The sequence below is a fragment of the Hymenobacter rubripertinctus genome (assembly GCF_003583925.1).
Lineage (GTDB): Bacteria > Bacteroidota > Bacteroidia > Cytophagales > Hymenobacteraceae > Hymenobacter > Hymenobacter rubripertinctus.
In genome coordinates this window covers 224,286-250,678 of the sequence record NZ_QYCN01000003.1, presented here as the reverse complement: position 1 = coordinate 250,678, position 26,393 = coordinate 224,286, and the positions used below count along the sequence as shown (strand labels likewise).

Here is a 26,393-nt window from a genome sequence, read left to right as displayed (position 1 = left end):
GCCACGGCCCGCAAGATGGCCTTGCAGGCGCTGGGGCGAATGGACGACAAGCAAAGTAGGAAGAACCGACGAAAAATAGCGGGCTGGGATGACGACTATTTAAAGGCGGTACTCACCAAAATAGCCCCAAATTAGATGCGTTTAACCTGACAGGTGTTGGTAGTACGCTACAAATTCGCGGGCCAGGGAGTAGAGGTCCCGCCATTCGAAATACCACGGACTAGCGCTGCTCACAAACCGGAAGCCCGCCTGCCGGAACAGCATTTTGGTGCGGGTAAGATGGTAATACTGGGAAACGACAATCAGGCTGGAGAAATGCAGAGAATCCCGAAGGCTCAGCACGTTTACCACCGTCTGCCGAGTGCTATTGCCTTGGTTATCAACCAGGATATCCGCCGCCGGCACTCCCTGTTCCACCAGATATTGTTTCATTTTTTCGCCCTCGTAGAAGCCCTCCTTTCCCAACCCGCCACTCACAATCAGCTGCTTTACCTGACCGCTCCGGTACAAGCCCAGGCCACAGCGCAACCGTTGCACCAGCCGCTCCGACAGCGTGCCGTCCTCGTTTACTTTATTACCCAGCACCACGGCAACATCGGCGGCGGCGGAWGGGCTTTGCAGCCCTTCCGCCACTACTACCAGGGTATGCACCAGCAACCAGAGCACTAGCCCGGTCAGCACGTATTTCGCCCGTTTTCGTCTGTTCATCAATTCCTGGAAATAGAGGCGGTAAAATCTGGCGCAATTTCACGCAGTGCGGGCTTCAACAGCTGCCACAGTGCCGCCAGATGCGCCAGCAGCACCACGGGCACCACGAAAGCGGGCAGCCAGACGTAGGGAAAGTACTGCAACGCCACGTTGGGCTGCTCGAATGCGAATTGCTGAAACGGCCCCGGCGCCGATAGTAGCCCCAGCCGCACGATGTTGCCCAGCAGCCCCAGCCCCACCCCGTTCCAGATGAGCAGCCCCACGCGCCCCAACCAGCGGCGGCGGAAACCCAGATAATACACCACTGGAGCCGTGAGGCCCAGCAGAATGTCCCAGTTGCGGCCCTCAAACGTCATGAGCCGGGGCACGGCCTGGTAGTGATAGAGCCCAAACAACACCAACTCCACAGGTATCCGCACAGCGTGTAGCAGCGTCAGGCGCCCGGGTTGCAGCGCCTCCAGGAACCGGCGGCCCCGGGTCGTGGTCAGCAGCCCCGCCAGCGCCAGTAGCGGCGGCCCGATGACCAGCGCAAACCGGGGCGGCAGCGTGTTGCTGACGACGTAGAAGCCGCGGCCGGCCAGCGCGGCCTGGACCAGCAGCCACAGCAGCAGCCCCGCCAGCAGCGGCCGGTTCCGGGGCGCGGCCCATAGCAGCAGGCCCAGCGTGAGGGCGGTAGTCAGGATAAAGGCCAGGTTGAGGAAAAAAGGAACCGGGGGCATAGTGGATACAGTGCGAAGTGGACTTCACAAAGAAACCTCGCGACCAGTTACCCCTCCTTGCCAAATGGCAAGAATGCTCTGGCTAGCCTTCCTTCTGGCTGCTTACTTTACGGATGCGGCTAAGGGAAGTATCTGTCACGCCCAAGTAGGAGGCAACCATCTTAAGAGAGGCATGCTGAAGAATTTCGGGGCTAGCAGCTAACAGGCGGTCATATCGGACGGCAGCGGTAGTGGTTATCATTTCCAGCATCCGGTTTTTGAGGGCCGCAAACCCACGCACCAGCACGCCGCGCCCAAATTCCCGGAACTCCGGCCGGCCATGGAACAACTGATTCATCTGCTCGTGCGTGAGCGTCCAACCTTCACAATCGGTAAGGGCTTGTATAGTTTCAAGAGAAGGCACTCGGGTGAAGAACGATGAAACCTCCAGTGCTACCTGTCCGGGTCCGGTGAAGGCCGTAGTAACTTCCAGTCCCTCAGGGTCGCAGGCAAAGGCCCGAACGTAACCGCTGGTCAGCAACAGGTATTCTTGGCTGATTTGACCAGTGCGCAGCAGCAACTCTTGCCGAAGTAGCGTGCGAGGGGTAAAATACGCGGCTACTTCTTGGGCCTGCCCCGCGTTGATTACCCCCGTACTCTGTAGAAAATGTTGTAGTTTTTCTTGACTCATAGTACTTCCCCCGAATGGTCGGCGAGGCGTCCGAACATCAGCCGCATGGAGTGCTTACCTTGCGGCCGACGCCGAACTTTCCCGACTGGTGCGCAATTATAGGTAAATCCCGTTTGCCCCAAGCTCCCGCTTCCATGCCCAAATCCTTCTTCGCTCTTGCCCTGCTCCTGCTGCTCAGCCTCACGGCGGCGACCCCGGTAGCGCCCAGCTTCCGCATTGCCAAGCTGCACTACGGCGGCGGCGGCGACTGGTACGCCAACAAAACCAGCCTGCCCAATCTGATCCGCTTCTGCAACCAGGCGCTGGGCACCAACATCGGCCCTGATGAAGCCACCGTAGAGCTCGATTCGCCCGAGCTGCTCACCTACCCCTTCGTGCACCTGACGGGCCACGGCAACGTCACGTTCTCCGACCTCGACGCCCGCAACCTGCGCCGCTACCTGATCGGGGGCGGTTTCCTGCACATTGATGATAACTACGGCCTCGACAAGTTCATCCGGCCCGAGATGAAGAAAGTGTTTCCCGACCTGGAGTTTGTCGAGCTGCCCTTCACCCACCCCATCTACCACCAGAAATTCCAGTTTCCGCGGGGCCTGCCCAAAATCCATGAGCACGACGGCAAGCGGGCCCAGGGCTTCGGGTTGCTCTACAAGGGCCGGCTGGTGTGCTTCTACAGCTACGAATGCGACCTGGGCAACGGCTGGGAAGACCTGGGCACCTACCCCGAAGACACCCCTGCCAGCCACGAAGCAGCCCTGAAAATGGGGGCCAACCTGGTGACGTACGCATTGACGCAGGACTAGCGGTGAGGTGGTGAAATGGTGATTTTGACGTTCAAAAGCCCTGTTTGCGCAATTTACGCCGCCGAACCCTTCGAACGTCAACCTCACCACCTCACCACCTCACCACCTCACCACCTCACCATTTCTTGCCCAGGATTTCGCTTAGCACGAAGGCGGCGCGGATGTCGGCGGGGCTGCGGAGCAGGTCGTTGACGGTGCGCCGGGTCTGGACGGGCGTGGGGGGTTGGGGCTGACTCCAGTAGTCTTCCTGCCCGTGCTGGGTGCTGGTGCGGGGCATGGTATCGGCGCGGCGCGCGGCGCGCTTAGGCGCTTCCAGGGAGCGGGCCTCGGGGGCGGGTAGCTCCAGGGAGTGAATTTCGACCTCCGTTTTTTCCTGACTGCGGGCATAGCGGCCCTGCGGCTCTACCGACGCCGGCCGCGTTTCGGCAACGGGCTCCGGGGCGGGGGCCGGCTGGCTTTCCTCCGCCCGGTTCTGGCGCTGCATCTGGGCCAGCAGCTCCTCAAACGAGAGGCTGGGTACCGGTGGGGCAGGAATGGGCGCGGGCCTGGCCGTCCCGAAATCCTGCCGCGCCGTGCGCCGCTGCTGTTTCTGGTCGGCGGCTTCGGTCTGCTTCTTCAGTTTCTGCACCATCTGCCAGAGGAAAACCCCAACGGCCAGCAGCAACCAGACAATGCTTTTGATATCTTCCATGAGCAACACACAATAAAGCGAAACCGCTTTCCCCGCAGGCAATGCGCCGGCCCGGTGGCCAGATAGCCTAACGTACGCCTTTTTCGGGGAACCGCCCCTGTTTGGTGCGGTAGAAGGCCTTGATTTCCTCCAGGTCTTTCTCGTAGTCGCCGGTGGGCCAGAAGGCGGGGCCGACGCCGGCTTCCTTGTTTTTATAGTCGAGGTAGCCGAGCAGGATGGGCACGCCGGCGGCCACGGCCGTGTGGTAGAAACCCTTGCGCCACTTGGGCTGGTAGCCGCGGGTGCCCTCGGGCGTAATCATAATCACCAGCTCCTCGCGCTCCTTAAACAGGCGCACCATCACATCCACGAGGCTGTTGTTGCGGCTGCGGTCGACGCCCAGCCCACCCAGGCTGCGCACCAGCGCCCCGAGCACCGGAATGGTGGTCCACTCCTTCTTGATGGTCACCTTCAGATCCACGTCCATCAGAAAAAAGGCTGCCCGGGCATACATGAAGTCCCAGTTGCTGGTGTGCGGGGCGGCAATCATGATGCTCTTGCTGATATTGGGCGGCACCACCGGCCCCAGCCGCCAGCCGGTCATCCAGAACCAGAATTTCGAAAACAGATACCAGAAGGTAGAAGTGCGGCGCGCCATAGGTGAGAAACGGGTGGGAACGGGAAAATCCGGCGCGTACCAACGCCTACCGGGCCTTAAAGCTAGATAAATTGTGGCGCAAGCGGCGCACTGACCCTCCTAAATAAGCGGCTCCGCATTACCGCCTTCTCCCGATTGGGCGGCGGGCGGGCTACCGGCCAGCAGGGCCTCCAGCTGCCGCGCCTGGGCCAGCGTGTAGCGGTAGCCGATTTCGAACATTTCGGGGGCCTGGCGGAAGCTCATGGTGCGGTACTGGCGTAGCTCGGGCGGTTCGAGCAGCAACTGGCAGCGCTGCTTGCTGAGCACCGTGTTGCCGGCAATGGCCAGGTTGAGAGTGCGCTCCACCAGGCCCCGCATGTTGTTGACCTGGGCCTGCGGGTTGGGCGGGTTGCAGTGCACCCCCACCACCCGCAGGCCCGGGTGCGCAGCGTCCAGCAGGGCCTCCACGGGCAGGTTGTTGAGCAAGCCACCATCCACCAGCTGCCGCCCCTGGTACTGCACCGGCCGGTACAGGATGGGCACCGCCGACGAGGCCAGCAGCGGCGGCACCAGCAGCCCGCTGGAAAAGCGCACCGACTCACCGGCCTCAATATCGGTGGCGACCAGCGTAACGGGCAATCGTAGCTGCTCGAATGTGGCCCCCACCCCCAGGTGCTGCTCGAACAGGCGGCCCACGGCCTCCATGTGCAGCAGCCCGTAGCGGCTGAGCGCCACCCGCGTCAGGCGCGGGATGCTCACGCCCTGCAACAGCCGCATGATCTCACGCGGGGGCACTCCGGCGGCGTAAAACGTGGCCGCAATGGCCCCCGACGACACGCCCGCCAGCCGCCCCACCGGCAGCGCCAGCTCATCGAGCGCCGCCAGCACGCCCAGGTGGGCAATGCCCCGCGCGCCTCCCCCGGAAAGTGCCAGTCCTAACATGGAGGTGAATGAGTGAATGAGTGACTCGGTGAATGAGTGAAGTAAGGAACTGTCATTCCGAGCTTGCCGAGGAATCTCGCGGGCTGACGTTGTAACAGTAATCCAACGTCAGCCCGCGAGATTCCTCGGCAAGCTCGGAATGACGTTTCCTTTACACTATATCCTCTCCTACAGCTCGGCCAGCTTAAACCGCTCGGCTACTTTAATGCCGCGCTCGGTATGCGCCACCGTAATGCACTCGGTCTGGTGGTCGTGTTCGAGCACGAGCACCCAGTTTTCGGCGGCGGCCTGCTCCAGAAAGCGGGCTTTTTCGTCCATGGTTACCAGCGGGCGTACGTCGTAGCTCATCACGTAGGGCAGGCCCACGTGGTGGGCGCTGGGCAACAGGTCGGCAGCAAATACCAGCGTGCGGCCTTTGTACGAGAGCTTGGGCAGCATCATTTTCTCGGTGTGGCCGTCCACATAAATCAAGTCGCGGAAGCTGGGCAGTTCGTTCGGCACGCCCGCTTTCGGGTCGATAAACTTCAGGTGGCCGCTTTCCTGGATGGGCAGGATGTTTTCGGTCAGGAAACTGGCTTTTTCGCGCGGGTTGGGCGCGGTAGCCCAGTTCCAGTGGTCCTCGTTGCTCCAGTAGGTGGCGTTAGGAAAGGCCAGGTGCAGCTTTCCGTCGAAGGAGCGGCCCACGGCCCCACCGCAGTGGTCGAAGTGCAGGTGGGTCAGCAGCACGTCCGTGATGTCGGAGGACGTGTAGCCCAGCCGGCGCAACGATTTTTCGAGCGTATCGTCGCCGTGCAGGTAGAAGTGGCCGCGAAACTTCTCGTCCTGCTTGTCGCCGATACCGGTATCAACCAGCACCAGCCGACCGCCGTCCTCCATCAGCAGGCAGCGCAATGCCCAAGTGCACATGTTCTGCTCGTCGGCCGGGTTGAGCTTCTGCCACATGCTCTTGGGCACCACCCCAAACATGGCCCCGCCATCGAGCTTAAACAAACCGGTATCGAGCATATGAATGGTCATCTTTTTAATTAAAAATTAAAAGTGAAAAATTAAAAATGAGCCGTCAGAACGATGACGTTAAAATATTCCGCTCAGCATACGGAGCAGCGTATTTTTAATTTTTCACTTTTAATTTTTAATTCCCCTCTTACTCCACCACCACGCCCATGGCGGAGAACTTGTCGATGCGCTGGCTGATGCGCTCCTCGGCGGGCAGGGCCTCCAGCTCGTCGAGGGTTTTGAGGATGGTTTTTTTGAGGGTTTTGATCATGGTTTCAGCGTCGGTGTGCGCCCCGCCGAGGGGCTCCTTCACGATGCCGTCCACGAGCTTGTTACCCAGCATGTCGGTGGCCGTGAGCTTGAGGGCTTCGGCGGCCTGCTCCTTGTAGTCCCAGCTGCGCCACAGGATGCTGCTGCACGACTCGGGCGAAATCACGGAGTACCAGGTATTTTCCAGCATCAGCACCCGGTCGCCGATGGCAATGCCCAGGGCTCCGCCCGACGCACCTTCGCCGATGATGATGCAGATGACGGGTACCTTGAGCAGGAACATCTCCTTGAGGTTGCGGGCAATAGCCTCGCCCTGCCCCCGCTCCTCGGCTTCCAGGCCCGGAAACGCGCCGGGCGTGTCAATGAGCGTGACGATGGGCTTGCCGAACTTCTCGGCCAGCTTCATCAGGCGCAGGGCTTTGCGGTAGCCCTCGGGGTTGGGCATGCCGAAGTTGCGGAACTGGCGCTGCTTGGTGTTGCGGCCCTTCTGCTGCCCAATAAACATCACGGAGCGGCCGTCAATTTCAGCGAAACCGCCCACCATGGCCTTATCGTCGGCCACGGTCCGGTCGCCGTGCAGCTCCACAAACTTCTGGGTCATGCCCTGAATGTAGTCGAGGGTGTAAGGGCGCTCGGGGTGGCGTGAGAGCTGCACGCGCTGCCAGCGGGTGAGGTTGGCGTAGGTTTCTTTTTTAAGGGCGTTGATTTTGGCTTCGAGCGCCGCTACCGCTTCCGATACGTCCACCTGGCTGTCGAGGGCCAGTTGTTGCATTTCGCGGAGCTTGCCTTCGAGCGCGGCAATGGGTTGTTCAAAATCGAGGAGCAGTGCCACAACTAAAGAGCTTCAGGGGGGTGCGAGGGGGAAATGAGATACTGGCAAAGGTAAGCGACGGGGCCGATACCGCCCCCGCCCCGCCCCCATCGATTTCGCAGAAAAACTTTCTGCCTGATAAACAGCCCTCCACGACTCTTTCAAGCCTTTTTCGCAGGTATTTTTCGGTCAGGTATTGCGCAGCTCAATCCGACCCTCTACTTTTGCATCATCAAAACGGAAACGACGCACGGTCAGCCCCGCTTTGAGAACTGGTTCGGTAGTTCAGTTGGTTAGAATGCCGCCCTGTCACGGCGGAGGTCGCGGGTTCGAGTCCCGTCCGGACCGCAAAGGCCCCTCAGATTCGTCTGAGGGGCCTTTTGCTTGTTCAGCTGATGCCGGCCGCCGGCCCGAGGCGGGGCTCCCGGCTCTACCGCCACCCCGCCCGAAACCGGGTTGAGGAGGGTGAAGCCAATTGTTTTCAACTTTTTTTTCGGGCTATCCTGTTTACTGACAGAACTATATCCTTTCAAAAACAGCCTTTGTAACCAGATAAGGCAGTTTTCTGTTTGCACAGCCCAAATCGACCGCCTATATTTGCATCATCAAAAGGGAAAGGCACACGGCCCGCCCCGAATTGATAGCCGGTTCGGTAGTTCAGTTGGTTAGAATGCCGCCCTGTCACGGCGGAGGTCGCGGGTTCGAGTCCCGTCCGGACCGCAAAGGCCCCTCAGATTCGTCTGAGGGGCCTTTTGCTTGTTCAGCTTACGCCGGTTCCCTGCGCCGCCCGGGCGGCCAGCTCCTCGATGTCGGCGCGGCGGGCCAGCACGGCCCGCCATTCGGGCGGAATGGCGGACTCGCCGTAGTACAAACCGGCCAGGCCGCCGGTTACGGCCCCGGTAGTATCGGTATCGTCGCCGAGGTTAACGGCGGCCAGTACGGTTTCGGCGTAGGTTTCGTAGCGCAGCAGGCACCAGAGGCTGGCTTCCAGCGTGTGCATGACGTAGCCGCCGCTATCAATGGCGGCCGCGGCTACGTCGGGCAGCCGGCCGCTGAGGATGCGCTCGAAGTGGTTGGCTTCGGAGGCCGGGATATGCAGTTCGTGGAGTTGGGCCGGGGCCTGCTGGCACATGGCGGCGTAGGCGGCGGTGGGTGGCCGGCCGGCCCGCAGGTAGCGGGCCACTTCCAGATACAGCAGGCACGCTACCGCCGAGCGGATATGCCCGTGGGTAATGGCCGAAACGTCGCGGATCAGCTGGAACCGCTCCGCCAGCGGGGCATCTATCTGGTAAAAGGCCAGCGGCAGAATCCGCATCAGCGCTCCGTTGCCGTTGCTGTACTCGTCGGTGCCGCCAGCCAGGATGAGGTTGTCATCGGCCTGAAGGCGGCTCAGGGCCTCGCGGGTGGTAATGCCGATGTCAAAGACGAGGCCGTGGGGCCGCCATAAGTTGCCGTAGTACCAGCGGCGGCAGTATTCGGCCACTGTTCCTACGGTAAAACCGTCGGCCAGGGCCTGAGCGAGGCAGAACGTGAGCGAGGCGTCGTCGGACCAGGTGCCGGCGGGCTGGTGGTGGGTGCCGTATTCGCGCATGGTCACCACGGGGTCGAGGCGGCGGGCGGCGCGGCTCTGGAACTCCACGGGCACGCCCAGGGCGTCGCCCACGGCCAGGCCCAACAGGGCGGCGCGCAATTGGGCGGCGCGCAGTTGGGATTCGGGGGAAGAAGTAGTAGCGGCCATACGTGGTGGAAGGGGCTGATGATAACGGGAGGAAGCCGGGATTAAACGGGGTTCTTACGCATCCGGCCGGGCATTGTTAACCCCAGTTGCGGACTATGCGCCGAGTTGGGCGAGGGTGTGGGTGAAGACGAACAGCAGGAGCTTGAGGGCAAATCCCTGGGCCGTGACGGCGTGAATAGACTTGGGAAAGCGCTCCGTTATCTGGCTGATGGTGGTTTCGACGCCTTTGCGAAAGTGCTGAATCAGAAAGTTTTGCCACGGCTCGTGGGGCCGCTTGCTGTTCTTGCGGCGGTCCACCATCAGCGCTACCTGCTCGGCCTCGTACCAAGCCTCTTCCAGCGCGTAGTCGGTGTAGGCGGCATCGGCATACACCACGCTGCCTTCGGGCAATTGCGGGTCCAGCGCTTTGAGGCCCGTAAGGTCGGCCTCGCTGCCGGCGTGAAAGTAGAACTCGACCGGCAGCCCGTCGTGGGTCATGAGCAGTTGGACTTTGAAGCCGTAGAAATAGCGGCACTTGCTGGCCGAGTAGCCCCGATGGGCCTCGCCCTGCACCAGCTGGCAGCGGTTGATGCGCACGTTGTCACACACAGCGACGGGAAGCGAGTCGATAACGTAGCGGGCCTCGGTGTTGAGCTGTTTCAGGTGCTGACCCACGCTAAAGAACAGCTGCTTGAGCGTTTCGTGCAGGCGGTGCAACTGGCAGGTAAAAGCCGCTCTTGTCCAGCGCTTTCATACCCCAGTGCTGCTGCATGTAGCGGCGAGCAGCGGCCAGATTGCCGCCGAAGAAGCGGGCCGCCAGCAGGGCCGTGGTCAGCCGTTCGGCGTCGGAGAGGTGGCGCTTGTGCGGGGCCTGGGGTCGGGTGGCACGCAAGAAATCATCGATGAAGCAGTACATTGCGACGGTCTGTTCTGTCATGGGAAGGGAGCTTGAAGCGGTCGAATTCTTCAAACCTAGTCTTTCCCGTGCGGAACAGACTTTTTTTGGCCCCAGCCTACTCCGCAACTTGGGTTAGGTATAAAAATAGCCGCGCAGAACGCCTGCCCCCCCCTGCCCCGGTAAGGAGAATCAAACGATCCGCGTAAAATTTACATCATAGGGCACCAGCAGCAGGATATTTTCTGCTGTTGGTGCCCCCCGGGGGAACTTTTCACAAACCAGGACCAGATTTTTTTTCGTACAGTATTCTTTCTGGCCGAATACTTGCCAGCCGGACCCGTACCTTCGCCTTGCTTTCGCGGCTTTACTCCTTTCTTCATGACCAGATTTTTTCTCTTTCTCTGCTTACTACTGATGGGGCTGGCCGACATCAGTCCGGCCCTGGCCGCACCCGGCCCGGCGGCCCGCGCCAAGATGCGCGGCAAGGTGTATGTGCATCGCCCCAATTACCGCACCTACAAAGGCGGCGGCCGCAAGGCCCGCGTGAAACGGACGGTCCGCTACCGGCAGCGGTGGTTCCAGCTTTGGCGCAAGCGCAAGAAGGACGGCAAGCGCACCCCGCGCCGCTCCCGCAACACCACCATCGGGGCAAACAACTAGCCGTTTGACTTCCGATTGAGCATAGCCTTTCCTGCCTTCGGGCGGGAAAGGCTATTTTTTTGCTCCTGCCTCAGCCAACTGGCTCGCCTGTTCCCCGGCAGCCCGCGCCGCGTACCACTGCCGCCGCACGCGCACCAGCAGCTGCTCAGCGGCTTCGCGGTCGGGCGTGATGGGCAGCTTTGAGGCAGCGAAGGCGGTTTCCACGCGGGCCACCAGGGCCTCGGCCTCGGTCACCAGCTGCTCATACCCAAATTCGCCCCGGCGGATTTGCAGCAGGAAATCCCGGTTGGGGCGGCGCACGGGCAGCTGGCCGGTGGTGGCTACGTCGAGGGCCATGCCCAGCAGGCGGAACACGTGGAGCATGTTCTTGGCGTCGTAGTTTTTGCCGTGCTGCACGGTGTTCTGGTAGCGCTCGGGGTTGCGCTTCTGCTCCCACTCCTGGTACTCGCGCAGCACGCGGCAGGAGGTGCTGTAGCCGTTGCGGTTGAAACTCAGGTAGGCAACGGGCGTCTCCCCCTTCGGCACGGCCGACAGCTGCACATCCTGCGAGGTGGCCGCGTCGCGCACCAGGCCCCGGTAGCCGTGGCGCGGCCCCCCGGGCGTATCGTCCACGAACAGGGCGTAGAGGTCGGGCAGGTGGGGCACGTTGGTCAGGCCGCACTGCCCGGCCGCGTAGCCGCGCCGCTTCAACCACCCGGCCACCGGCTGGGCTCCGGCACCAGCTGTCACAAAGCAGAAATCCAGCACCGATTTGCGCTGGGGCGGCTCGGGGTGGTTGATTTTCTTGTTCAGGCCCCGGGCCTTGCGGATCTGGGCCACGGCGTAGTCGGCGAAGCTGGCCCGGCAGAGCTGGGAAAGGAAATCCCCGACCCGGAAGGCCGCGAACAGCGGGTGGCGGTAGCGCACGCAATCGGGCGGGGAGGCCAGTAGCTCCAGGGCCGTGGGGTTGCTCTTGAGCAGCAGCTCCACGAAGCGGCGCAGCTCGTAGTACACTTCGTCGTTGGTTTCATTGGCTACCTGGGGCAGGTAATCGAGGCCATAGAACTCAGTTTCGGGCAGGATGAAGACGCCCTTCAGGTCCACGTCGGAGTGGGGCAGGTCAGTGCCGTAGGCGCGGCTGCCGCTCAGGGCTTCAAACAGTAGCAGGCCGCGGCGGCGCAGGTCGTCAATGGTCATGGAGCTGGTTGTATTTTCTCGCAGAGGGATGCGCAGAGGTAAGAGGCAGAGCCGGCTCAGAGGGCCGCAGCCAGCCACGCGCGAAGCAGCGCGTTGAGGGCCGGCGTGGGGTCGGGGTGGCGGGGCACGGGCAGGATAGCCCGGACGGCCTGGCCGGCTTCGTATTCTGCTTGCAGAAATGCCGCCAGCGCCGCTGGGGGCGCTACGGTGGTTTTCTCGTCGGCGGTGGCCTTATGGGCTAGCAGTTCGTCGGCCGCTCCGTGCAATTCCGGCGGCAGCAGCTCCCGCAGCACGCCGAACTCCATGGGCGGCCCTTCTTCGGGGCGGGTGCGAATCCAGCGGGCGGCCAGGGCCGAGCGCAGAGCGTAGAACAGGCGCTTGAGACGGACCTGCTCCCCCACCAAATCCTCTTCCACGCCCCGGCGCAGCTGGCCCAGGTAGTGGTGCAAACCGGCCCGCGGATTCCAGCCGGCCGGCAGCCACGGGGCCAGCTGCGCCCGGAACCCGGGAGCTTCGGAGTATACCACCGGCGACTGGAGCCACTCGAACAGGGCCGCGTTGGAGCCGCGCAGCAGCTTCAGGGCCTTGCGCAGCTCCCAGCCGGCCAGGTCCAGCTCCGCATCGACGGGGAAGTTGAGCGTGTCGGCACCCTCGTCGAGGGTCAGGTACCAGTCGGCCGCGTGGCTGTAAATGAAGCGCACGTCGTAGTCGGAATCGGGCGAGGGAAAGCCCCAGGCCCGGCTACCCGACTCGCAGGCGTAGAGGATGCGGATATGGTGGCGGGCTTCGAGGGCGGTGAGGGCGGCGTGGATTCGGGCGAGCATGGGAGTGAGTTGGGAGTGAGTTGGGAGTGAGTTGGGAGTGAGTTGGGAAGTTAGAAACTGCTGTTACGCGGTAGCCCCAGCGGGGCGACCCCGACGGGTGAACGAGTGGTGTCGTCCCGCTGGGGCTTGAGCACTTGCCGGCTTCTTCGGCTACCGATATGACGCCCCGCTGGGGCTACCGCGTAACAGCAGTCAGAAAGGTAAGGAGTTAGATAAAGGAATGGTCAGTTGATAAGCGATGTGACCAGATAGCCAGGCGCCGTTGCGGCGGGGGCAGATTCTTTTTTCATACATGCTAACAACTCGTAACCAGGCATTTACTGGAACCACCACCACCTGCTGCCGGGCAGCGTCCGGCACCTGAGCGGCGGCAGGCTGTGGGCCAACCCCCACCTGCTGTTCTGGCTGTCGCTGGTACCGTTTGCCACCGGCTGATTGGGTGAGAACAACTTCGCGCCGGCCACACTGGCCCTGTAGGGCATCATGCTGCTGCTGAACTCGCTGGCCTACTTCATCTTTCAGCACTGCATTATCCGCGTCAACGGCCAGGACTCGGTGCTGGCCGCCGCCGTGGGCAAGGACCTGAAAGGCAAATTTTCGCCGGTGCTCTACTGCCTGGGCATCGGGGCCAGCTTCTGGCAGCCCTGGCGGGCGGGCGCCGTCTACGTGGCCGTGGCCGTGGCCGTGGCCCTGATGTGGGGCTGGTGCCCGACCAGCGCCTGGGACGCCGCCCGGAGTCGGAACCGGCCGACACCTGAGCGGCGGCGGTGGCCGCAAGCGGCCGTATCCTGCCGTTTCGGGTACCGCTACGCAACGCTGCCCCAGGAAAGTCACCCGCCCAACGGCCCCTCAACAACCTGTAATTGCTCTCCCTTTTCAGAGGCGGGGAAAAAGGGAGAGCAAATCCACCAGCACAGTTGCTCTCCTTTTTTAGAGGCGGGAAAAAAGGGAGAGCAAATCCACCAGCACAGTTGCTCTTCCTTTTTCCACTCGTTCAAAAAGGGAGAGCAACGCCCCGGCTGCAACGAAGCGTGGCCGACGCGCCAAAGGGAAAACAGGAACTCAAAACCGATTTTTTTTTCTCCGGCCAACCATTGGCGGCAAAGCCGCATCTTGGCTCCATGAAGCAACCAGGTATCCTTGTTTTGCTGGCCCTGGCGGGTGCGCCGGCCTATTGCCAGACTGCGCCAGCGGCCCTGCCCGACTCCGTGGCGGGCTTCCTCGATAAGAGCCTGACGCTGCTCGAAACCTACTCCCTGGAGCGCCATACCGTGGACTGGCCCCGGCTGCGGCAGACGGTGTACCAAAAGGCGCAGGGTGCCACCACCGTCCGGGATTTGCTACCCCTCTACCCCTTCCTGTTCGAGCAGCTCCACGACGACCACGGCTGGCTCACGTACCAGGGCAAAACGTATAAATGGCGCAACCCCGCCCGCGTGCCCTACGCCAACGAGGCGGTGAAGGCCGCCCTGAAGGCCAAGCCCGGCGTGCTGGTAAAGCTGCTGCCGGGCCGGGTGGGCTATATTCAGCTGCCCGGCATTGAGGCCGGCGGGAGTCTGGAAGAAATGCGCGCCGCCGCCCGGGTGGTGCAGGATTCGCTCTGCCGCCTGCCCCTGCCCAGCATCCGGGCCTGGATTCTGGACCTGCGCCTGAACGACGGCGGGGCCATGGCCCCCATGCTGGCCGGCATTGCCCCCCTGCTCGGCGACGGCCACCTGGGCGGCTTCGTGGACCTGAACGGCCGGCCCGAGCAGCAGTGGTATCTGCGCCAGGGCAATTTCTACGTGGATTCGATGCAGGTGACCACCCTGGAAAACCGCTGCCCCGCCCGCCGCCCCGATCTACCCATTGCCGTGCTGCTGAGCGGGCGCACGGCCAGCTCGGGCGAAATCGTGGCCATCAGCCTCAAGGGCCGGGCCGCCACGCGCTTCTTCGGCGAGTCCACCTACGGGGCCACCACCGCCAACGAAAGCTACCCCATCCGCGGCGGCGCCTACCTCACCATCGCCGGCTCCCAGGACGCCGACCGCACCGGCACCGCCTACAAAACCAGCCTCACGCCCGACGTGCTCATTACGGGCGGCGACAACTTCCTCGACCTGCGCCAGGACGCCAAAGTAGCGGCGGCGCTGAAGTGGCTGAAGAAGGCCAAACGTCCGTAAGCAGGCTACTCTACCGGCCGGAAGCCGCCCCTAGTATCACCGGTTGCAACCCGAGTCGGCTACTTTATTTCCTGAACCTCTACTGGAACCACTACCTGCTGCTGCTGGGCAGCGTCCGGCACTTGAGCGGCGGCGGGCTGTGGGCCAACCCCCACCTGCTGTTCCGACAGCCCAGGCCAATTACCAGTGCTCCAACTTAATTCAGTTCTTCAAAAGCGTCTATTATTGCCAATCGTCAATGACTATTCAAGAACTCCTGTCAACCCTCAATGCAGACCTACCGCAGACGGATATAACGCTTTATCCGGCCGCCAGCGAACAACTAATTCAGCAACTCGAAGCAGCGTTAGGGTTGGTTCTTCCGGCTGACTTTCGAGAGTTTTATACCTTCTGCAACGGGTTTGAATCAGCTGAATTTCTGTTTCACATGACTCCAATTGAGGAAATTATTCATTTCAAAGAAGACTACCAGCCGCATCAATTCCTCTTCGCCGAGTATGCGGTTTGCGTTGACTTCTGGATTGTAGAAATAACACCTGGCAGCCGCGGCTACCGAATGCTAGGTCAGCATCCGGATGGAGAAATGGTCTTTTTAACCGATTCGCTGGCCTTATTTATTGCCCGGTTCTTACAGGGCGGCGTATTGGGGCTGGTTGATTGGTTACCTGAGCTTATCGACTGAATAGCCGGTTGAAGTCGCCAGCATTTTCTATTGATTCCTTCCCCAACTCTCCTCCTCACCTTATCCCCGTCACCCGAAACTCGACGCGGCGGTTGAGGCGGCGGGTGGTTTCCTGGGTGTTGCTGGCCTTGGGCTCGGCCCCGCCCAGGCCGATGCCACTGATGCGGTCGGCTTCCACACCGTGCTTGACGAGGTAGGTTTTCACGGCCGCCACCCGGCGCTGGCTCAGCTCCACGTTCTTCTCGGGGTCGCCCACGTTGTCGGTGTGGCCGCGCAGCTCAATGGTGAGGCCGGGCGACTGGGCGAGCAGGGCGGCCAGCGAATCGAGGGCGGGGAAGGAGCTGGTCAGCAGCTCGCCCTGGCCCCGGGCAAACTGCACGTTTTCGAGCTCCAGGGTAGCGCCCACGGCCAGGGGGCGCAGCAGAATATCGTGGGCGTAGGGGTCGGCGGCGGCCAGCAGCACCGTGTCCAGGGCCAGGTAGCCGGGCAGGCGCAGTTGCAGGGCGTAGGCCTGGCTGGGGCGGGCCGGAAACCGGAAACCGGTCCCGGCGGCGAAGGTGGTATCGGTGCGGGCGGTGGTGGGGCGCAGGCGCAGCTGGGCGCGGGGCAGCGGGCGCAGGGTAGCGGCATCGAGCACGCGGCCCCGCCAGGGCACCACGGCCGGGGGCAGCGGGGCGGCCTCGGGGGGCGGGGGTTGGCGGAACAGGTTGCAGCCGGCCAGGTCGGTGTACACGCCCCGGCGCACCTTGGCCACTTCGTGCCCCTCCAGATCAACCTGGTAAATGGCTTTGGGGCCAGCCAGAAACAGGCGGCGGTTGCCCAGCTCATCGTTCTGGAGCAAAATGCCGCTGTAGCCCCCCCGCTCAGGCAGGCCGTCGAGGGGCAGAATATCGGGGGCGGGCTGGCGGGTGTCGAGGTGGATGCGCAGCAGGGAGCCATCGGTGCTGTATACCTGGTAGAGGGTGCGGTCGGCGTCGAAGCAGAAGTTGGCGTGGGTGCCCGCCCCCGCGAAGCCCAAGGACCGGAAGTAGCTGGCCCGGCGCAGCGGATCGGTGCTCCAGACCGTTGCGACGGTGTTTTGGGCGGGGCTCACCCGCACCAGCAGGTTGCCGTCGGTGGTGCTGAAATACAGGTCGCCCCGGTCGTCGGTGGCCCCGGAAATCCAGACGCCACCCTGGCCCTGGGCCGGCAGCTGCCAGCGAGTGTACTCGCCCTGGCGGGTGGCCGGGTTGTAGCGGTACACGTACTCGGGCGAGTTGGTGGGCGCTTTGGTCACGGAGTACAGGCAGTTATCAAAGCCCTTGGCCAGGGCGTAGGACTGGAAGGGCAGCACCTGGCGGTGAACTTTGGGCGGATGGGCGGGGTCGAGGCTCGAAAACTCGTGAATCGTGCGGCAGTCGTCCTCCCAGATGTCATCGTGGATGCGCAGGGCGGCAATGCCGTAAAACTTATCGTCGCAGCCCTCCGGGGCCGGCAAGGCGGTCCGGCGACTCGGCGGCCCTGGCTCGATGAGCCGCAGCGACTCCACCAGCTGCCGGCCGGCGTCCCGGAAACGGTCGGCCGGACCGTCCGCAGCGCGGTATTCAAGGCAGTACTCGTAGCCGTTGCGCCAGAGCCGCCGGCCGATAACGCGCGTCCGGCCCGCCGGAGCGGGCGCGTCGTAGGCGTATTCGTAGCGCAGCTGCTGGGCGCGGCCGGCGTCGTGCTCGGTCAGGCTCAGCACCCGCGCCCGGGGCAAGCTGGTCACGTACTGCCACAGCGAATCGGGCTGGCCGGCGCGCAGCAGGTTCAGGTCTTTGCGGTTATCAGGCAGCGGCCGCAAGTGGAAAGTCACAACGGCCGCGGCCGTTTCCCAGCTTTCGCCCGCGTAGAAATCGGTGTTGTTCTGATTGCCGGGGTGCACCTGCCAGCCGGAGGGGTAGGTGAGCTGATAGCCCAGCCGGGGGTCGGTGTAAGTTTGCCCCCCCAGGCGCTGGGCCGGAGCCGACAGCTGGCTCAGCACCAGCAGCCAGCACAGCAGAACCTTCCCTAAACCGGCACGCGTACTTTTGGTCATTCCTCAAAAGTAGGCAGCCCGGCCGGATGTTGCCAGTTAATTGGTACCGGCCCCGCGTAATTGCCCCCCATAGCCGGATCAGGCAGCCAGACAGGTAACGTCCTGACTGCGCCTTTACCGCAGGCTTCCACGGGTTCAAAGCCCCTTCTACCCGTTACTTACCTCGCAGGCAAGGCGGCAGCGGCGCGCATGCGCGCTTTATGTTGTTGCGCGCCACCGTTCCGGCTTCTTACGCGCCGGGAGTTGGTTCCACTGCATTCGGGCCTTGCGGTTAGCCGGAACCGGGCAAACGGGGCGGCCGGCAAGACCCCAATATGCTTCTCCCCCTATCAGCCCACCGACCCGATGCGGCATGGTCAGGTGCTTCCACCCGAATGCGGCCATTTGCGCGGGTACGTTTGCTTCCGCCGCTTCCGGGTCCGGTGGCCGGCCGGCGGGTTGGAGGTGCTGAGGGAAGTGCCGGGAATATGAACAATTGTTTCGGCCAGACTGGACCTCAAACGCCATTTCGATATATACTCAAATGAGCAATAGACGCGTTCCTAGTTAGCATCACTGTTGTCGTTAGGGCATACCAGCACCCGCGCCGACCCGGCTCCCCGCGTAGCATTGGCCGGGTTGGCGCGTTTCCCCAACTATGGCCATGGCCACACTCAGTAAGGGGCCGGTAGCGTTGTGGGTGGGGCCGTCGCCCGCTCGTACGATTTGGGAAAGGCTTGGTGATTGGCATTACCCAACCCAATCCGCGAACCGGACCTGCTCTCCCCCCAGAAACCGCCCGTACCAGTGCCCCGAATCCTTGATGGTGCGCTGCTGGGTAGCGTAATCCACGTGCACCAGCCCGAAGCGGGGCGCGTAGCCTTCGGCCCACTCAAAGTTATCCGTCAGCGACCAGGCGAAGTACCCGTCGACGCGCACGCCTTCCTGCCGGGCCCGCAGCACCTGCCCGATGCAGGCTTGCAGAAAGGCCTGCCGGGCAACGTCGCACACCTGGCCCGGCGGGTTCACCTGGTCGGGGAAAGCCGCCCCGTTTTCGGTAACAAGCAGTCTTGGAGCATTTGGGTAAGAACCAGCCCTATTTAACAAATGGTAAATACTCTCCGGGTACACCTCCCAGCCCATAGCAGTGGCCGGTACGCCCCGCCGCCCTGCCCCGACCAAGGCGGCCCAGAGCAAGGGCACGTACCAGGCATGGCGCACCACTTCCCGGGTATAGTTCTGCACCCCCAGAAAGTCGAAGTCGAAGGGCAACCGGGCTTCGTCCCCGGGCTGCATGTACTGCTCCAGACGGCCCAGCAGCGGCACGTCGGCCACGGGGTAGCCCAGGCCGAGGACGGGTTCCAGGAAGAGGCGGTTGAGCAAGGCATCGGCCCGGCGGGCGGCGCGCTCATCGCGGACCAGGCCAGGGCGCCAGGGGGTAATGTGCGCCCCCGAGAAAGTAGTCCCGATCTGGGCCGAGGCGGGTAGAGAGGCCCGCAATGCCCGCCCCCCTTCGGACTGGGCCAGGGCCGCGTGGTGGGTGGCGGCCAGGAAGGCGCCGAGGCTCCGGCGGCCGGGCGCGTGCAGGCCCAGCAGGTGGCCGGCCCCGGTGAAGGCCATGGGCTCGTTGAGCACCATCCAGTGCTGCACCCGGTCGCCGAGGGCAGCGGCCATGCGCTGGGCATAGTCGGTGAACCAGCCCACCACCGAGCGGTTGGCCCACCCCCCGCGCCGTTGCAGGGCCGCCGGCAAATCCCAGTGATAAAGCGTGAGCCAGGGCGTGATGCCCCGCTCCAGGCAACCATCCACCAGGCGGCTATAAAAGTCTATACCCTTTTGGTTAACATTCCCAATTCCCTCCGGCAAAACCCGCGACCAGGCCACTGAAAAGCGGAAATTCTCTATACCCATTTGATTTATGCATCCTAAATCCCGGGGCCAGCGGTGGTAGAAATCGGTGGCCACTTCGCCCGATTCCCCCCGCTTTATTTTGCCCTTCCGCCGCACGAATTCGTCCCAGATGCTCGGCCCCTTACCATCCGTGTTCCAGGCTCCCTCCGTCTGGTAGGCCGCCGCCGCCACGCCCCATTGAAAGTCCGGCCCGAAATCAGCACGCGAAAAAACGGCGGGAGTAGAAGCAGGATAGAAAGCGGGGGGCAACATTACGAACGACTGGGTGATGGGGAATCAGGAGAAGAACCGGGGCGGGCAGTAGAGTTATCTGCGCCCTACCCCGCCGGCCGCCTCCAGCAGTAGCTTGTCGATAATGGCGGCGGTTTCATCGGGGTAGTGCACGGGCACGGGGCGGCCCACCTGCAACCACTGATCAAGCACATCCAGGGATTTATCCTTGAGACTTTTCACCACGGGCACGCCCATGCCGGCCAGGGCCGCCGCATTGCAGGCCTGCTCGTACTGCTGCTTCATGGGTAAAACCAGCAGCTTCTTGCCCAGGTACAGGGCCTCGGCCGGCGTCTCGAATCCGGCCCCGCAGAATACGCCCGCGCTACGGGCCAGGCTCTGGGTGAAAGCGGCCCCGCTCACCGGTTTCACGCGCACGTTGCCGTGCTCCGATTCCTGCTGGCTGTGCTTGCTGAACACCTCCCACTGCACGCTCCGGCTCAGATAGCGTAGGCGCTCGACCAGCGTGGCTTCCTCGTAGGCGGGCAAATACACCGTGTAGTGGCCGTCGTTCTGGGGCGTGAGCGCGCGCACCTGCTGGCGGATAACGGGCGTGTGGATGTGGGGCTCGTAGCGCTGAAAGTGGAAGCCGTAGTGCCGGCTGGCCGGGGCGTAGTGGCGGAGCACGGCCCGGCCCACGGGGTCGGGCCGGGTGGGGCGCGGGGCCAAGTCGCTCAGCACCGCCGACTGGTGGCTGAGCGCGAAGCAGGGCACGTTGCGCAACCGGCAGGCCCAGGCCGACACCGGCTCAAAGTCGCTGATGACCACGTCGTACTCCCCGACCGGCAGCTCGCGCATCTCGCGCACGAAGGCGCTGGAGTTGAGCTGCCAGAACGTTTTGGAGAAGCTGATGCCTCCTTTCTTGCCAAATACGAAGCCCATGCCGTGGTAGCGGTAGCGCACCGGAAACGGCAACTCGATATCGGCCGGCGGACCGCTGATGAGCACATCCACCTGGCTGGCGCGCTGTTGCAACAGCGGCACAATGTCGAGGGCCCGGGCCAGGTGCCCGTTGCCGGTGCCCTGAATGGCATACAATAATTTCATGCGCGACGGAGAAATGGGGAAATAATGGCGCGCCAAAGGTGGCTAATTGTTTTCGTCCGGAGCCCGCGCCCGCGCCGATTCCTGCTGGCATGGCCCGGCGGCCGGCAGCTGGTTCGGGTTCAGGCCACGCCCATTTCCCGCAGCAAACCGGCCAGCAATTCGGCGGGCCGGGCATCGGCGGCGCCCTCCTCGGCGCCGGGAGCTTCGGGGGCGGATGGCTCCTGCATGCACGCGTCGTGGTGGTAGCGGTAGAGCTCCCAGCCGGCGGCGGCGGTGTACTCCAGGGCCGTCAGGTTTTCCACCCAGTCGCCGGAATTCAGGTAGCCGACCTCCCCCTGGGGCGTAGTCAGGGTTTTGATTTCGGGGCAGTGAATATGCCCGCAGGCGACGTAGCGGTAGCCCCGGTCGGCGGCAATGGTGGCGGCCGTCTGCTCGAAGTCGCTCACCAGGCTCACGGCGCTCTTCACCCGGTCCTTCACCACCTTCGATAGCGCCACCCGGGGCCGGCCCAGCCGCCGCAGGCCCCAGTTCACGAGGCGGTTGAGCAGAATCAGCAGGTCGTAGCCGTGGCTGCCGAGGCGGGCCAGCCAGCGCGAGTGGCGCATGGTCACGTCGAACACGTCGCCGTGGAAGAGCCAGGTGCGGCCGTGGGGCAGGTCGAGCACCAGCTTGTTATCGATGCGCAGAGCCCCGAGGCGGGTGCCGGCAAACTGGCGCAGCAGTTCGTCGTGGTTGCCGGTCAGGTAGTGGATAGTGGTGCCCTTGGCGGCCAGACCGGCCAGGTAGCGCACCACCCGCATGTGGGCGGCAGGCCAGTAGTTCTTGCTGAACTGCCAGATGTCCACAATGTCGCCGTTGAGCACCAGCACCCGGGGCCGGATGCTTTTCAGGTAGCGCAGCAGCTCGGGGGCATGGCAGCCATAAGTGCCCAGGTGAACGTCGGAAATCACGCACACCTCCAGGCGTCGGCGGACCGTTTTTTTCTTCATACAAGTTAGAGGAGCAGCCAACTGGCCTACAGCGCCGGGCGGACGGCCAGCCCTGCCCGGGGCCGAATCCGGGGGCTACGGACGGAACGAACTGCCTCATCGGCCCCGTGCTGGAAATGGAAGGGCAGGCGCACTACGCCCACCGAGCGCAGGGCGTAGGCCAGCCCCAAAGCAATCTGAAACAGCACATGCGCCACTACCCGCACCCCACGGCGCAGCAATGACCAAACGATAGACGCACGCATACTACCAAGGAGTTAAGCCGGTTCAAAGATCGGCTGGCGCTGTGTCCTGAACGTTACCTCCCGATTATGCTTTTATCAAGGCCGGTCGTTGAGCTGCCGGGCGGGGCGGTCCGTCGAAGCAGGCCCGAAGTTGGCCGAAAGCCCGGTCTGCGGCCCGGTTATTGCGTATCTTCGCCCCGGCGGGGCCGCATCGGGCTCCCGTAGTCGTTTTTTCGTTTTTCTATGATGAAGAAGTTTATTCTCCTTGCGTTTCTGGTGCTGGGCACCCTGGCGGCCTCGGCCCAGTACATGCCCGGCAAGCCCCGGAAAAAATATACGTTTCCCAAGAAGGACGACGAAAGCACCTACGTGCTCAACGTCACCAAAAACACCGATGAGGATGCTGAGGTAGATGCCTGCGTGACCCGCGTGGCCTATCTACCCTACCCCGACCTGCTGGCCCAGACCAACGAGCTCAAGCGCATCAACAGCTGGGCTGATACCACCTACCAGCGCCGCCTGGCCGCGTTGCCGGTCGGGGGCCAGCTCACCATCACCATGTACCGCCGTGGGGGCAAAAATGCCGATCCGGCCTACCTGAGCGTGGTGGCCAAAACCAAGGAGGGCAAGGAGCTGCTCAACCTGGCCGAGCTGCCCGGGGGCCAGGGCCGCTTCTGGAACCGCGACCTGTACATGAGCAAGCGCGAGGTTGCCTTCCCCAAGGTCGAGGGCGAGCAGGACGTGTATCTGACCATCAACGACGCCAAAACCCGGCAGGAGTTCGAATACATTATCAAGGCGCAGTAATTCCCCGTTCTTAAATTAACGGGCAAGGGTCGGACGTTCTGCGGAACGTCCGACCCTTTGTTGTGCCGTGCAGTGGGGCTGGTTGGCTAGCTCCGCTCCCGCCACCGTGCCCACTGCACGGCAATGATGGTTTTGGCATCCTCGAATTCGGCGGCGAAGAGCTCTTCCGCCGAAAATTCCACGGCCTCAATCTTCTCGCTCTCCTCGGCCAGCCCCCCACCCTGGCCCGACTGGTGGCTGACTTCGGCGTAGTACACCGTAATCACCTCGGCGCTGGTGCCGGGCGAGGGCAGGATGCGGGCAATCTGCTCCAGGCGGTCCACGTCGTAGCCCAGCTCCTCGTGAATCTCGCGGCGGATGGCCTGGGCCGGCTCCTCGCCCGCGTCCACCATGCCGGCGGCCAGCTCCGTGATTTCCGCTTCCGGCCCGATGCGGTACTGGCGGGTGAGAATATACCGTTGGCTGCCAGTATGGCGCACGAGGGCCGCCACGGCCGTGCCCGGCTCGAACCGTTCCCGCTTTAGGACCTGTTCGCCGTCCTGGACGCGTAATTGGCTGAGTTTGTAGTGGCCGTCGTAGGCGAGTTGCTGATCGATTACGTGCATGAATTCCGTTGAAAGGAGAGACTGGGAAAAGGTGGCCGGCTATTTGTGGCCTGCCAGTATAGCGGCCGGATGCCCTGCGCCGCGCCGGCCGGCCCATTATACGCCTTTTGAGGCGCTGTAAGTTAAAAAACCCGACCTTTGCCGGCTCATTTATTCCCGTGCCATTTCTGCTGCCTTCGGGCAGCCGCTTTTTTTCTGTAGATGTCGTTCGACGAACTCAACCTGATTGAGCCTATTCTCCGCGCCCTTAGCGAGGAAGGCTACTCCATCCCCACGCCCATTCAGCAGCAAGCCATTCCGCAAGTGCTGGAAGGCCACGACCTGCTGGGCATTGCCCAGACGGGCACCGGCAAAACGGCCGCCTTTACCGTTCCCATTCTCCAGATTCTGCACCAGACGGCGCAGGTAGAGCGTCACGCCCCTGGCCGTATCCGTTGCCTGGTCCTCACGCCCACCCGCGAGCTGGCCATCCAGATCGGGGAGAGCTTCAAGTCCTACGGCCGCCATTTGCCCAAGCTGCGCTCCACCGTCATTTTCGGGGGCGTGGGCCAGCACCCGCAGGTGCAGGCCCTTAAGCGAGGCGTAGAAGTGCTCATTGCCACGCCCGGCCGCCTGCTCGACCTGATGAGTCAGGGCTTCGTGGATCTGCGCAACGTGGAGGTGTTCGTGCTCGATGAGGCCGACCGCATGCTCGACATGGGGTTCATCCACGACATCAAGCGCATCCTGCCCAAGCTGCCCGTCAGTCGCCAGACCCTGTTTTTCTCGGCCACCATGCCCGGCCAGATTCAGGAGCTGGCCGGCAGCATCCTGCGCCCCAATCCCGTGAAAGTGGCCGTCACGCCCGTGTCGAGCACCGCCGATACCGTGACCCAGGCCGTGTACATGGTCGACAAGAACGACAAGGCCGACCTGCTCGAACATGTGCTCCAGGATAAGAATATCCGCCGGGTGCTGGTATTTACCCGCACCAAGCACGGGGCTGATAAGGTGGTAAAAACGCTGGCCAAGGCCAATATTGAGGCCGAAGCCATTCACGGCAACAAAAGCCAGAACCACCGCCAGCGGGCCCTGGCCAACTTCAAGGCCGGCTCCACCCGCGTGTTGGTGGCCACCGACATTGCCGCCCGCGGCATCGACGTGGACGAGCTGACCCACGTCATCAACTACGAGATTCCCAACGAGCCCGAAACCTACGTGCACCGCATCGGCCGCACCGGCCGGGCCGGGGCCGACGGCACGGCCCTCTCCTTCTGCGAAGACGAGGAGCGCGCCTACCTCCAGGACATTCAGAAGCTCATCCGGCGGCAGGTGCCGGTGGTGCAGAGCCACCCTTACGCTACGTCGGCCGTGCTGCCGGTGCCCCTCACCGGTGGCCCGCCCATCAAGCGTCCCAAGGGTCCGGCCGGTCGGCCCGCCCGTCCGGGTCGGGAGGGTGGCCCGGCCGGCGGCGGTCGGGGCCGCGAAGGCCAGCGCCCGGCCGGCGGCGGTGGCCGCGAGGGTCAGCGCAGCCAGACCAGCAGCCAGGCGGGCCGGGCCGATAGCCAGCGCAGTCAGGCGGGTGGCGGCTCCGGCCGGGGCGGTCGCGGCCGCGGCGGCAACCGCTAGTCGCTAACGGCCCGACAGTATGCCGGGCAACATAGCGGAGGACCCCACCATCGGCCGAAAAGGGCCGGCGGTGGGGTCCTTGTTTTTAGCCCCCGAAAGGTTATTTCCTGGTAAGAATTACCCTTGTTTGGGTGACGCGTGGCAAACAAAACAATTGGTGATCCACTTATTCAGCTGTATATCATCCGCTACGGCAGTTTTTCTTCTACTCGTATGGCTCAACGCACTCTTCCCGTTATCCAGGCACTGCGCACTACGGCCCAGCGCCTGCTGGCCCAGGCCCCCTACCAGTGGGGCCATATGGGCAGTTGTAACTGCGGCCACCTGGCCCAGACCGTTACCCGTCTCACCAAGGCCGAAATCCATACCCGGGCCATGCAGCGCTACGGCGACTGGGAGCGGCAGCTCATAGACTACTGCCCCACCAGCGGCCTGCCCATTGATACGACCATTGACGAGATGCTGGCCCTGGGCTTCACCCGCGCCGACCTCACCCACCTGGAGCGCCTCTCCGACCCGGCTATCCGGGCTACCATCCCCTTTGAGCGCCGCAACGCCCTGCGCCACAACCAGCGCGACGACGTGGTGCTCTACCTGCGCTCCTGGGCCGACTTGCTGGAAACCGAGTTGCTGGCGGGCATTGAGTTACCCAGCCTGTCTGCCACAGTAGCCGTGCCCGCCTGATCCGGCTTCCCCGGAACTGTTATATACACGCGTAAAAGCCCTGCCAGCAGTAGCTGGCAGGGCTTTTATGTTTAACCATAGCCCGGTGGGGCGAGGCGGTTAGTAGTTTACGTTGCTGCGCTGAGCCTCGCGGTATTGCTCAGGCCGGTGGCTACGCTTGTAGGCCGCATCGGCATTGGGGTCTTTCTCCGCATCGGGAGCCTGCGAGCAGGACGACAGGAACAACGAGGCGCCAGCGGCGAGCAGAACGAGCAGACGAAGATTTTTCATAGCTCAAAGGTAAGCACCGACCCGAAACCGGACAAGTTTTACCGCTCCTCCCTTATATAAGGCTTCGGGGTCCGAATCGACAACCAGACGTTACGGTTGTAAACTCTCCAGAGCAACGGGCAGAAGAGAGTCGCTCCCGCATGAGAATTTACAAGTATACATTCAGGTTTGACTTGGGACAGCTTCTTGCAGCTTACGCTTTGGGTTTACAAACAGTGAATATGCCCAAAATCAACAAGTCTATATTCTCATTACTGAATCCGAGCCGCCTGACTAGGGAATAGATGAACGGGAGTCGGGCCGCTAACTTCTTTAGCGTGTACCCCGGCCGCCCAAGTAGCACTTTGCTGCGGGCGTTAGCCGACAAGAATATTAGCATATCACGGCCTGCGTCTAGGCCGTTGAAGGCTGCTCAAATCTTGCTTATCCTATTTTAACTATTCGGGCTTTCGACCATTTTCCTACGATTGCTCTTTACATTACTCATTGCTTCATATTTACTTATTCAAAAACCTGATAAACAGACTATTAAAATCAAAAAAAATCCACTGCTAACAATAACGTTAGTAGTATTGCCATCAGCACTTAAGTAGGTTTG

General features: G+C 62.8%; 27 protein-coding genes, 2 tRNA genes and 1 pseudogene. 11 read left to right on the top strand and 19 right to left on the bottom strand.

Translation table 11 applies throughout. The features are described 5' to 3' along the window. Positions 1 to 141: 141 nt before the first annotated feature. The 3 genes from D0T11_RS03295 to D0T11_RS03285 all read right to left on the bottom strand — a co-directional run bounded on the left by D0T11_RS03295 (position 142) and on the right by D0T11_RS03285 (position 2,097). The gene (locus tag D0T11_RS03295; RefSeq protein ID WP_220473695.1) at positions 142 to 708 is read right to left on the bottom strand and encodes a YdcF family protein; all 567 of its coding nucleotides are present in this window, start codon (positions 706 to 708) and stop codon (positions 142 to 144) included. Next, the gene (locus D0T11_RS03290; protein ID WP_119654352.1) at positions 708 to 1,427 is read right to left on the bottom strand and encodes a hypothetical protein; all 720 of its coding nucleotides are present in this window, start codon (positions 1,425 to 1,427) and stop codon (positions 708 to 710) included. The genes D0T11_RS03295 and D0T11_RS03290 overlap by 1 nt, the downstream gene beginning before the upstream one ends. 82 nt (positions 1,428 to 1,509) lie before the next feature. Further along, positions 1,510 to 2,097 (bottom strand): Crp/Fnr family transcriptional regulator, encoded by a 588-nt coding sequence (locus D0T11_RS03285; RefSeq protein WP_119654351.1) that lies wholly within the window; start codon positions 2,095 to 2,097, stop codon positions 1,510 to 1,512. 134 nt (positions 2,098 to 2,231) lie between these two features. Here D0T11_RS03285 and D0T11_RS03280 point away from each other — a divergent pair, with 134 nt between their 5' ends. Further along, a complete protein-coding gene (locus tag D0T11_RS03280) occupies positions 2,232 to 2,900 on the top strand; it encodes a DUF4159 domain-containing protein (RefSeq protein WP_119654350.1) in 669 nt (222 codons plus the stop codon). A gap of 115 nt (positions 2,901 to 3,015) precedes the next feature. Here the strand turns inward: D0T11_RS03280 and D0T11_RS03275 are convergent, their stop codons facing one another. From D0T11_RS03275 to D0T11_RS03255, 5 genes are all read right to left on the bottom strand, one after another. Next, positions 3,016 to 3,591 carry a hypothetical protein gene (locus D0T11_RS03275; protein ID WP_119654349.1) on the bottom strand — a complete coding sequence of 192 codons (576 nt, stop codon included), beginning with the start codon at positions 3,589 to 3,591 and terminating at the stop codon, positions 3,016 to 3,018. A gap of 67 nt (positions 3,592 to 3,658) precedes the next feature. Continuing rightward, positions 3,659 to 4,228, bottom strand: coding sequence for a 1-acyl-sn-glycerol-3-phosphate acyltransferase (locus D0T11_RS03270; protein WP_119654348.1), 570 nt, complete (start codon positions 4,226 to 4,228; stop codon positions 3,659 to 3,661). 99 nt (positions 4,229 to 4,327) lie between these two features. Further along, positions 4,328 to 5,149, bottom strand: coding sequence for a patatin-like phospholipase family protein (locus D0T11_RS03265; RefSeq protein WP_245990587.1), 822 nt, complete (start codon positions 5,147 to 5,149; stop codon positions 4,328 to 4,330). A gap of 168 nt (positions 5,150 to 5,317) precedes the next feature. Continuing rightward, positions 5,318 to 6,166, bottom strand: a complete 849-nt coding sequence (locus tag D0T11_RS03260) for an MBL fold metallo-hydrolase (RefSeq protein WP_119654347.1) — start codon at positions 6,164 to 6,166, stop codon at positions 5,318 to 5,320. A 127-nt stretch (positions 6,167 to 6,293) separates the two neighbouring features. Beyond that, positions 6,294 to 7,241, bottom strand: a complete 948-nt coding sequence (locus D0T11_RS03255) for an acetyl-CoA carboxylase carboxyltransferase subunit alpha (protein ID WP_119654362.1) — start codon at positions 7,239 to 7,241, stop codon at positions 6,294 to 6,296. Positions 7,242 to 7,500: 259 nt separating this feature from the next. On the opposite strand from D0T11_RS03255, the gene D0T11_RS03250 reads away from it, so the two are divergent. Next, a tRNA-Asp gene (locus D0T11_RS03250) sits at positions 7,501 to 7,574 on the top strand. Between the two features lie 298 nt (positions 7,575 to 7,872). Continuing rightward, positions 7,873 to 7,946: transfer RNA gene (locus D0T11_RS03245), tRNA-Asp, on the top strand. A 40-nt stretch (positions 7,947 to 7,986) separates the two neighbouring features. Here D0T11_RS03245 and D0T11_RS03240 read toward each other — a convergent pair. After that, positions 7,987 to 8,964, bottom strand: a complete 978-nt coding sequence (locus tag D0T11_RS03240; RefSeq protein WP_119654346.1) for an ADP-ribosylglycohydrolase family protein — start codon at positions 8,962 to 8,964, stop codon at positions 7,987 to 7,989. A 93-nt stretch (positions 8,965 to 9,057) separates the two neighbouring features. Then, positions 9,058 to 9,880: pseudogene (locus D0T11_RS03235) on the bottom strand (IS982 family transposase). 339 nt (positions 9,881 to 10,219) lie between these two features. Here D0T11_RS03235 and D0T11_RS03225 point away from each other — a divergent pair. Beyond that, the gene (locus tag D0T11_RS03225) at positions 10,220 to 10,501 is read left to right on the top strand and encodes a hypothetical protein (protein WP_147374501.1); all 282 of its coding nucleotides are present in this window, start codon (positions 10,220 to 10,222) and stop codon (positions 10,499 to 10,501) included. A 51-nt stretch (positions 10,502 to 10,552) separates the two neighbouring features. Here D0T11_RS03225 and D0T11_RS03220 read toward each other — a convergent pair whose 3' ends face one another. Next, positions 10,553 to 11,677 carry a DNA polymerase beta superfamily protein gene (locus tag D0T11_RS03220; RefSeq protein WP_119654342.1) on the bottom strand — a complete coding sequence of 375 codons (1,125 nt, stop codon included), beginning with the start codon at positions 11,675 to 11,677 and terminating at the stop codon, positions 10,553 to 10,555. 56 nt (positions 11,678 to 11,733) lie between these two features. Then, positions 11,734 to 12,501 (bottom strand): nucleotidyltransferase domain-containing protein, encoded by a 768-nt coding sequence (locus D0T11_RS03215; protein WP_119654341.1) that lies wholly within the window; start codon positions 12,499 to 12,501, stop codon positions 11,734 to 11,736. A gap of 315 nt (positions 12,502 to 12,816) precedes the next feature. On the opposite strand from D0T11_RS03215, the gene D0T11_RS23515 reads away from it, so the two are divergent. The 4 genes from D0T11_RS23515 (at position 12,817) to D0T11_RS03200 (ending at position 15,345) form a co-directional block, all read left to right on the top strand. After that, a complete protein-coding gene (locus D0T11_RS23515) occupies positions 12,817 to 12,936 on the top strand; it encodes a hypothetical protein (protein ID WP_394365763.1) in 120 nt (39 codons plus the stop codon). A 48-nt stretch (positions 12,937 to 12,984) separates the two neighbouring features. After that, on the top strand, positions 12,985 to 13,626 hold the full coding sequence (locus D0T11_RS03210) for a hypothetical protein (protein ID WP_119654340.1): 642 nt from the start codon (positions 12,985 to 12,987) through the stop codon (positions 13,624 to 13,626). Beyond that, complete coding sequence (locus D0T11_RS03205) at positions 13,623 to 14,663, top strand: S41 family peptidase (protein ID WP_119654339.1); 1,041 nt, start codon at positions 13,623 to 13,625, stop codon at positions 14,661 to 14,663. The genes D0T11_RS03210 and D0T11_RS03205 overlap by 4 nt, the downstream gene beginning before the upstream one ends. Before the next feature lie 238 nt (positions 14,664 to 14,901). Continuing rightward, positions 14,902 to 15,345, top strand: coding sequence for an SMI1/KNR4 family protein (locus D0T11_RS03200; protein WP_119654338.1), 444 nt, complete (start codon positions 14,902 to 14,904; stop codon positions 15,343 to 15,345). A 55-nt stretch (positions 15,346 to 15,400) separates the two neighbouring features. On the opposite strand, the gene D0T11_RS03195 is transcribed toward D0T11_RS03200, so the two are convergent. The 5 genes from D0T11_RS03195 to D0T11_RS03175 form a co-directional block, all read right to left on the bottom strand. Beyond that, positions 15,401 to 17,401, bottom strand: coding sequence for an OmpA family protein (locus tag D0T11_RS03195; protein ID WP_119654337.1), 2,001 nt, complete (start codon positions 17,399 to 17,401; stop codon positions 15,401 to 15,403). 729 nt (positions 17,402 to 18,130) lie between these two features. Next, positions 18,131 to 19,543, bottom strand: coding sequence for a GH1 family beta-glucosidase (locus D0T11_RS03190; RefSeq protein ID WP_119654336.1), 1,413 nt, complete (start codon positions 19,541 to 19,543; stop codon positions 18,131 to 18,133). Between the two features lie 54 nt (positions 19,544 to 19,597). Then, positions 19,598 to 20,608 (bottom strand): glycosyltransferase family protein, encoded by a 1,011-nt coding sequence (locus D0T11_RS03185; protein ID WP_119654335.1) that lies wholly within the window; start codon positions 20,606 to 20,608, stop codon positions 19,598 to 19,600. Positions 20,609 to 20,727: 119 nt separating this feature from the next. Then, entirely contained in the window at positions 20,728 to 21,597 is an 870-nt protein-coding gene (locus tag D0T11_RS03180; protein ID WP_119654334.1) for a UDP-2,3-diacylglucosamine diphosphatase, read from the bottom strand. A 26-nt stretch (positions 21,598 to 21,623) separates the two neighbouring features. Next, complete coding sequence (locus D0T11_RS03175; RefSeq protein WP_147374500.1) at positions 21,624 to 21,842, bottom strand: hypothetical protein; 219 nt, start codon at positions 21,840 to 21,842, stop codon at positions 21,624 to 21,626. Between the two features lie 222 nt (positions 21,843 to 22,064). On the opposite strand from D0T11_RS03175, the gene D0T11_RS03170 reads away from it, so the two are divergent. Beyond that, a complete protein-coding gene (locus D0T11_RS03170; RefSeq protein WP_119654332.1) occupies positions 22,065 to 22,628 on the top strand; it encodes a hypothetical protein in 564 nt (187 codons plus the stop codon). An 86-nt stretch (positions 22,629 to 22,714) separates the two neighbouring features. On the opposite strand, the gene D0T11_RS03165 is transcribed toward D0T11_RS03170, so the two are convergent. Continuing rightward, positions 22,715 to 23,233 (bottom strand): NUDIX domain-containing protein, encoded by a 519-nt coding sequence (locus D0T11_RS03165; RefSeq protein ID WP_119654331.1) that lies wholly within the window; start codon positions 23,231 to 23,233, stop codon positions 22,715 to 22,717. Positions 23,234 to 23,434: 201 nt separating this feature from the next. Here D0T11_RS03165 and D0T11_RS03160 point away from each other — a divergent pair, with 201 nt between their 5' ends. Continuing rightward, entirely contained in the window at positions 23,435 to 24,841 is a 1,407-nt protein-coding gene (locus D0T11_RS03160) for a DEAD/DEAH box helicase (protein ID WP_119654330.1), read from the top strand. A gap of 213 nt (positions 24,842 to 25,054) precedes the next feature. Next, on the top strand, positions 25,055 to 25,525 hold the full coding sequence (locus tag D0T11_RS03155) for a hypothetical protein (protein WP_119654329.1): 471 nt from the start codon (positions 25,055 to 25,057) through the stop codon (positions 25,523 to 25,525). Positions 25,526 to 25,624: 99 nt separating this feature from the next. Here D0T11_RS03155 and D0T11_RS22420 read toward each other — a convergent pair whose 3' ends face one another. Further along, positions 25,625 to 25,795: a hypothetical protein gene (locus D0T11_RS22420; RefSeq protein WP_182888218.1), complete on the bottom strand. Its 171-nt coding sequence runs from the start codon at positions 25,793 to 25,795 to the stop codon at positions 25,625 to 25,627. Positions 25,796 to 26,393: the final 598 nt, after the last annotated feature.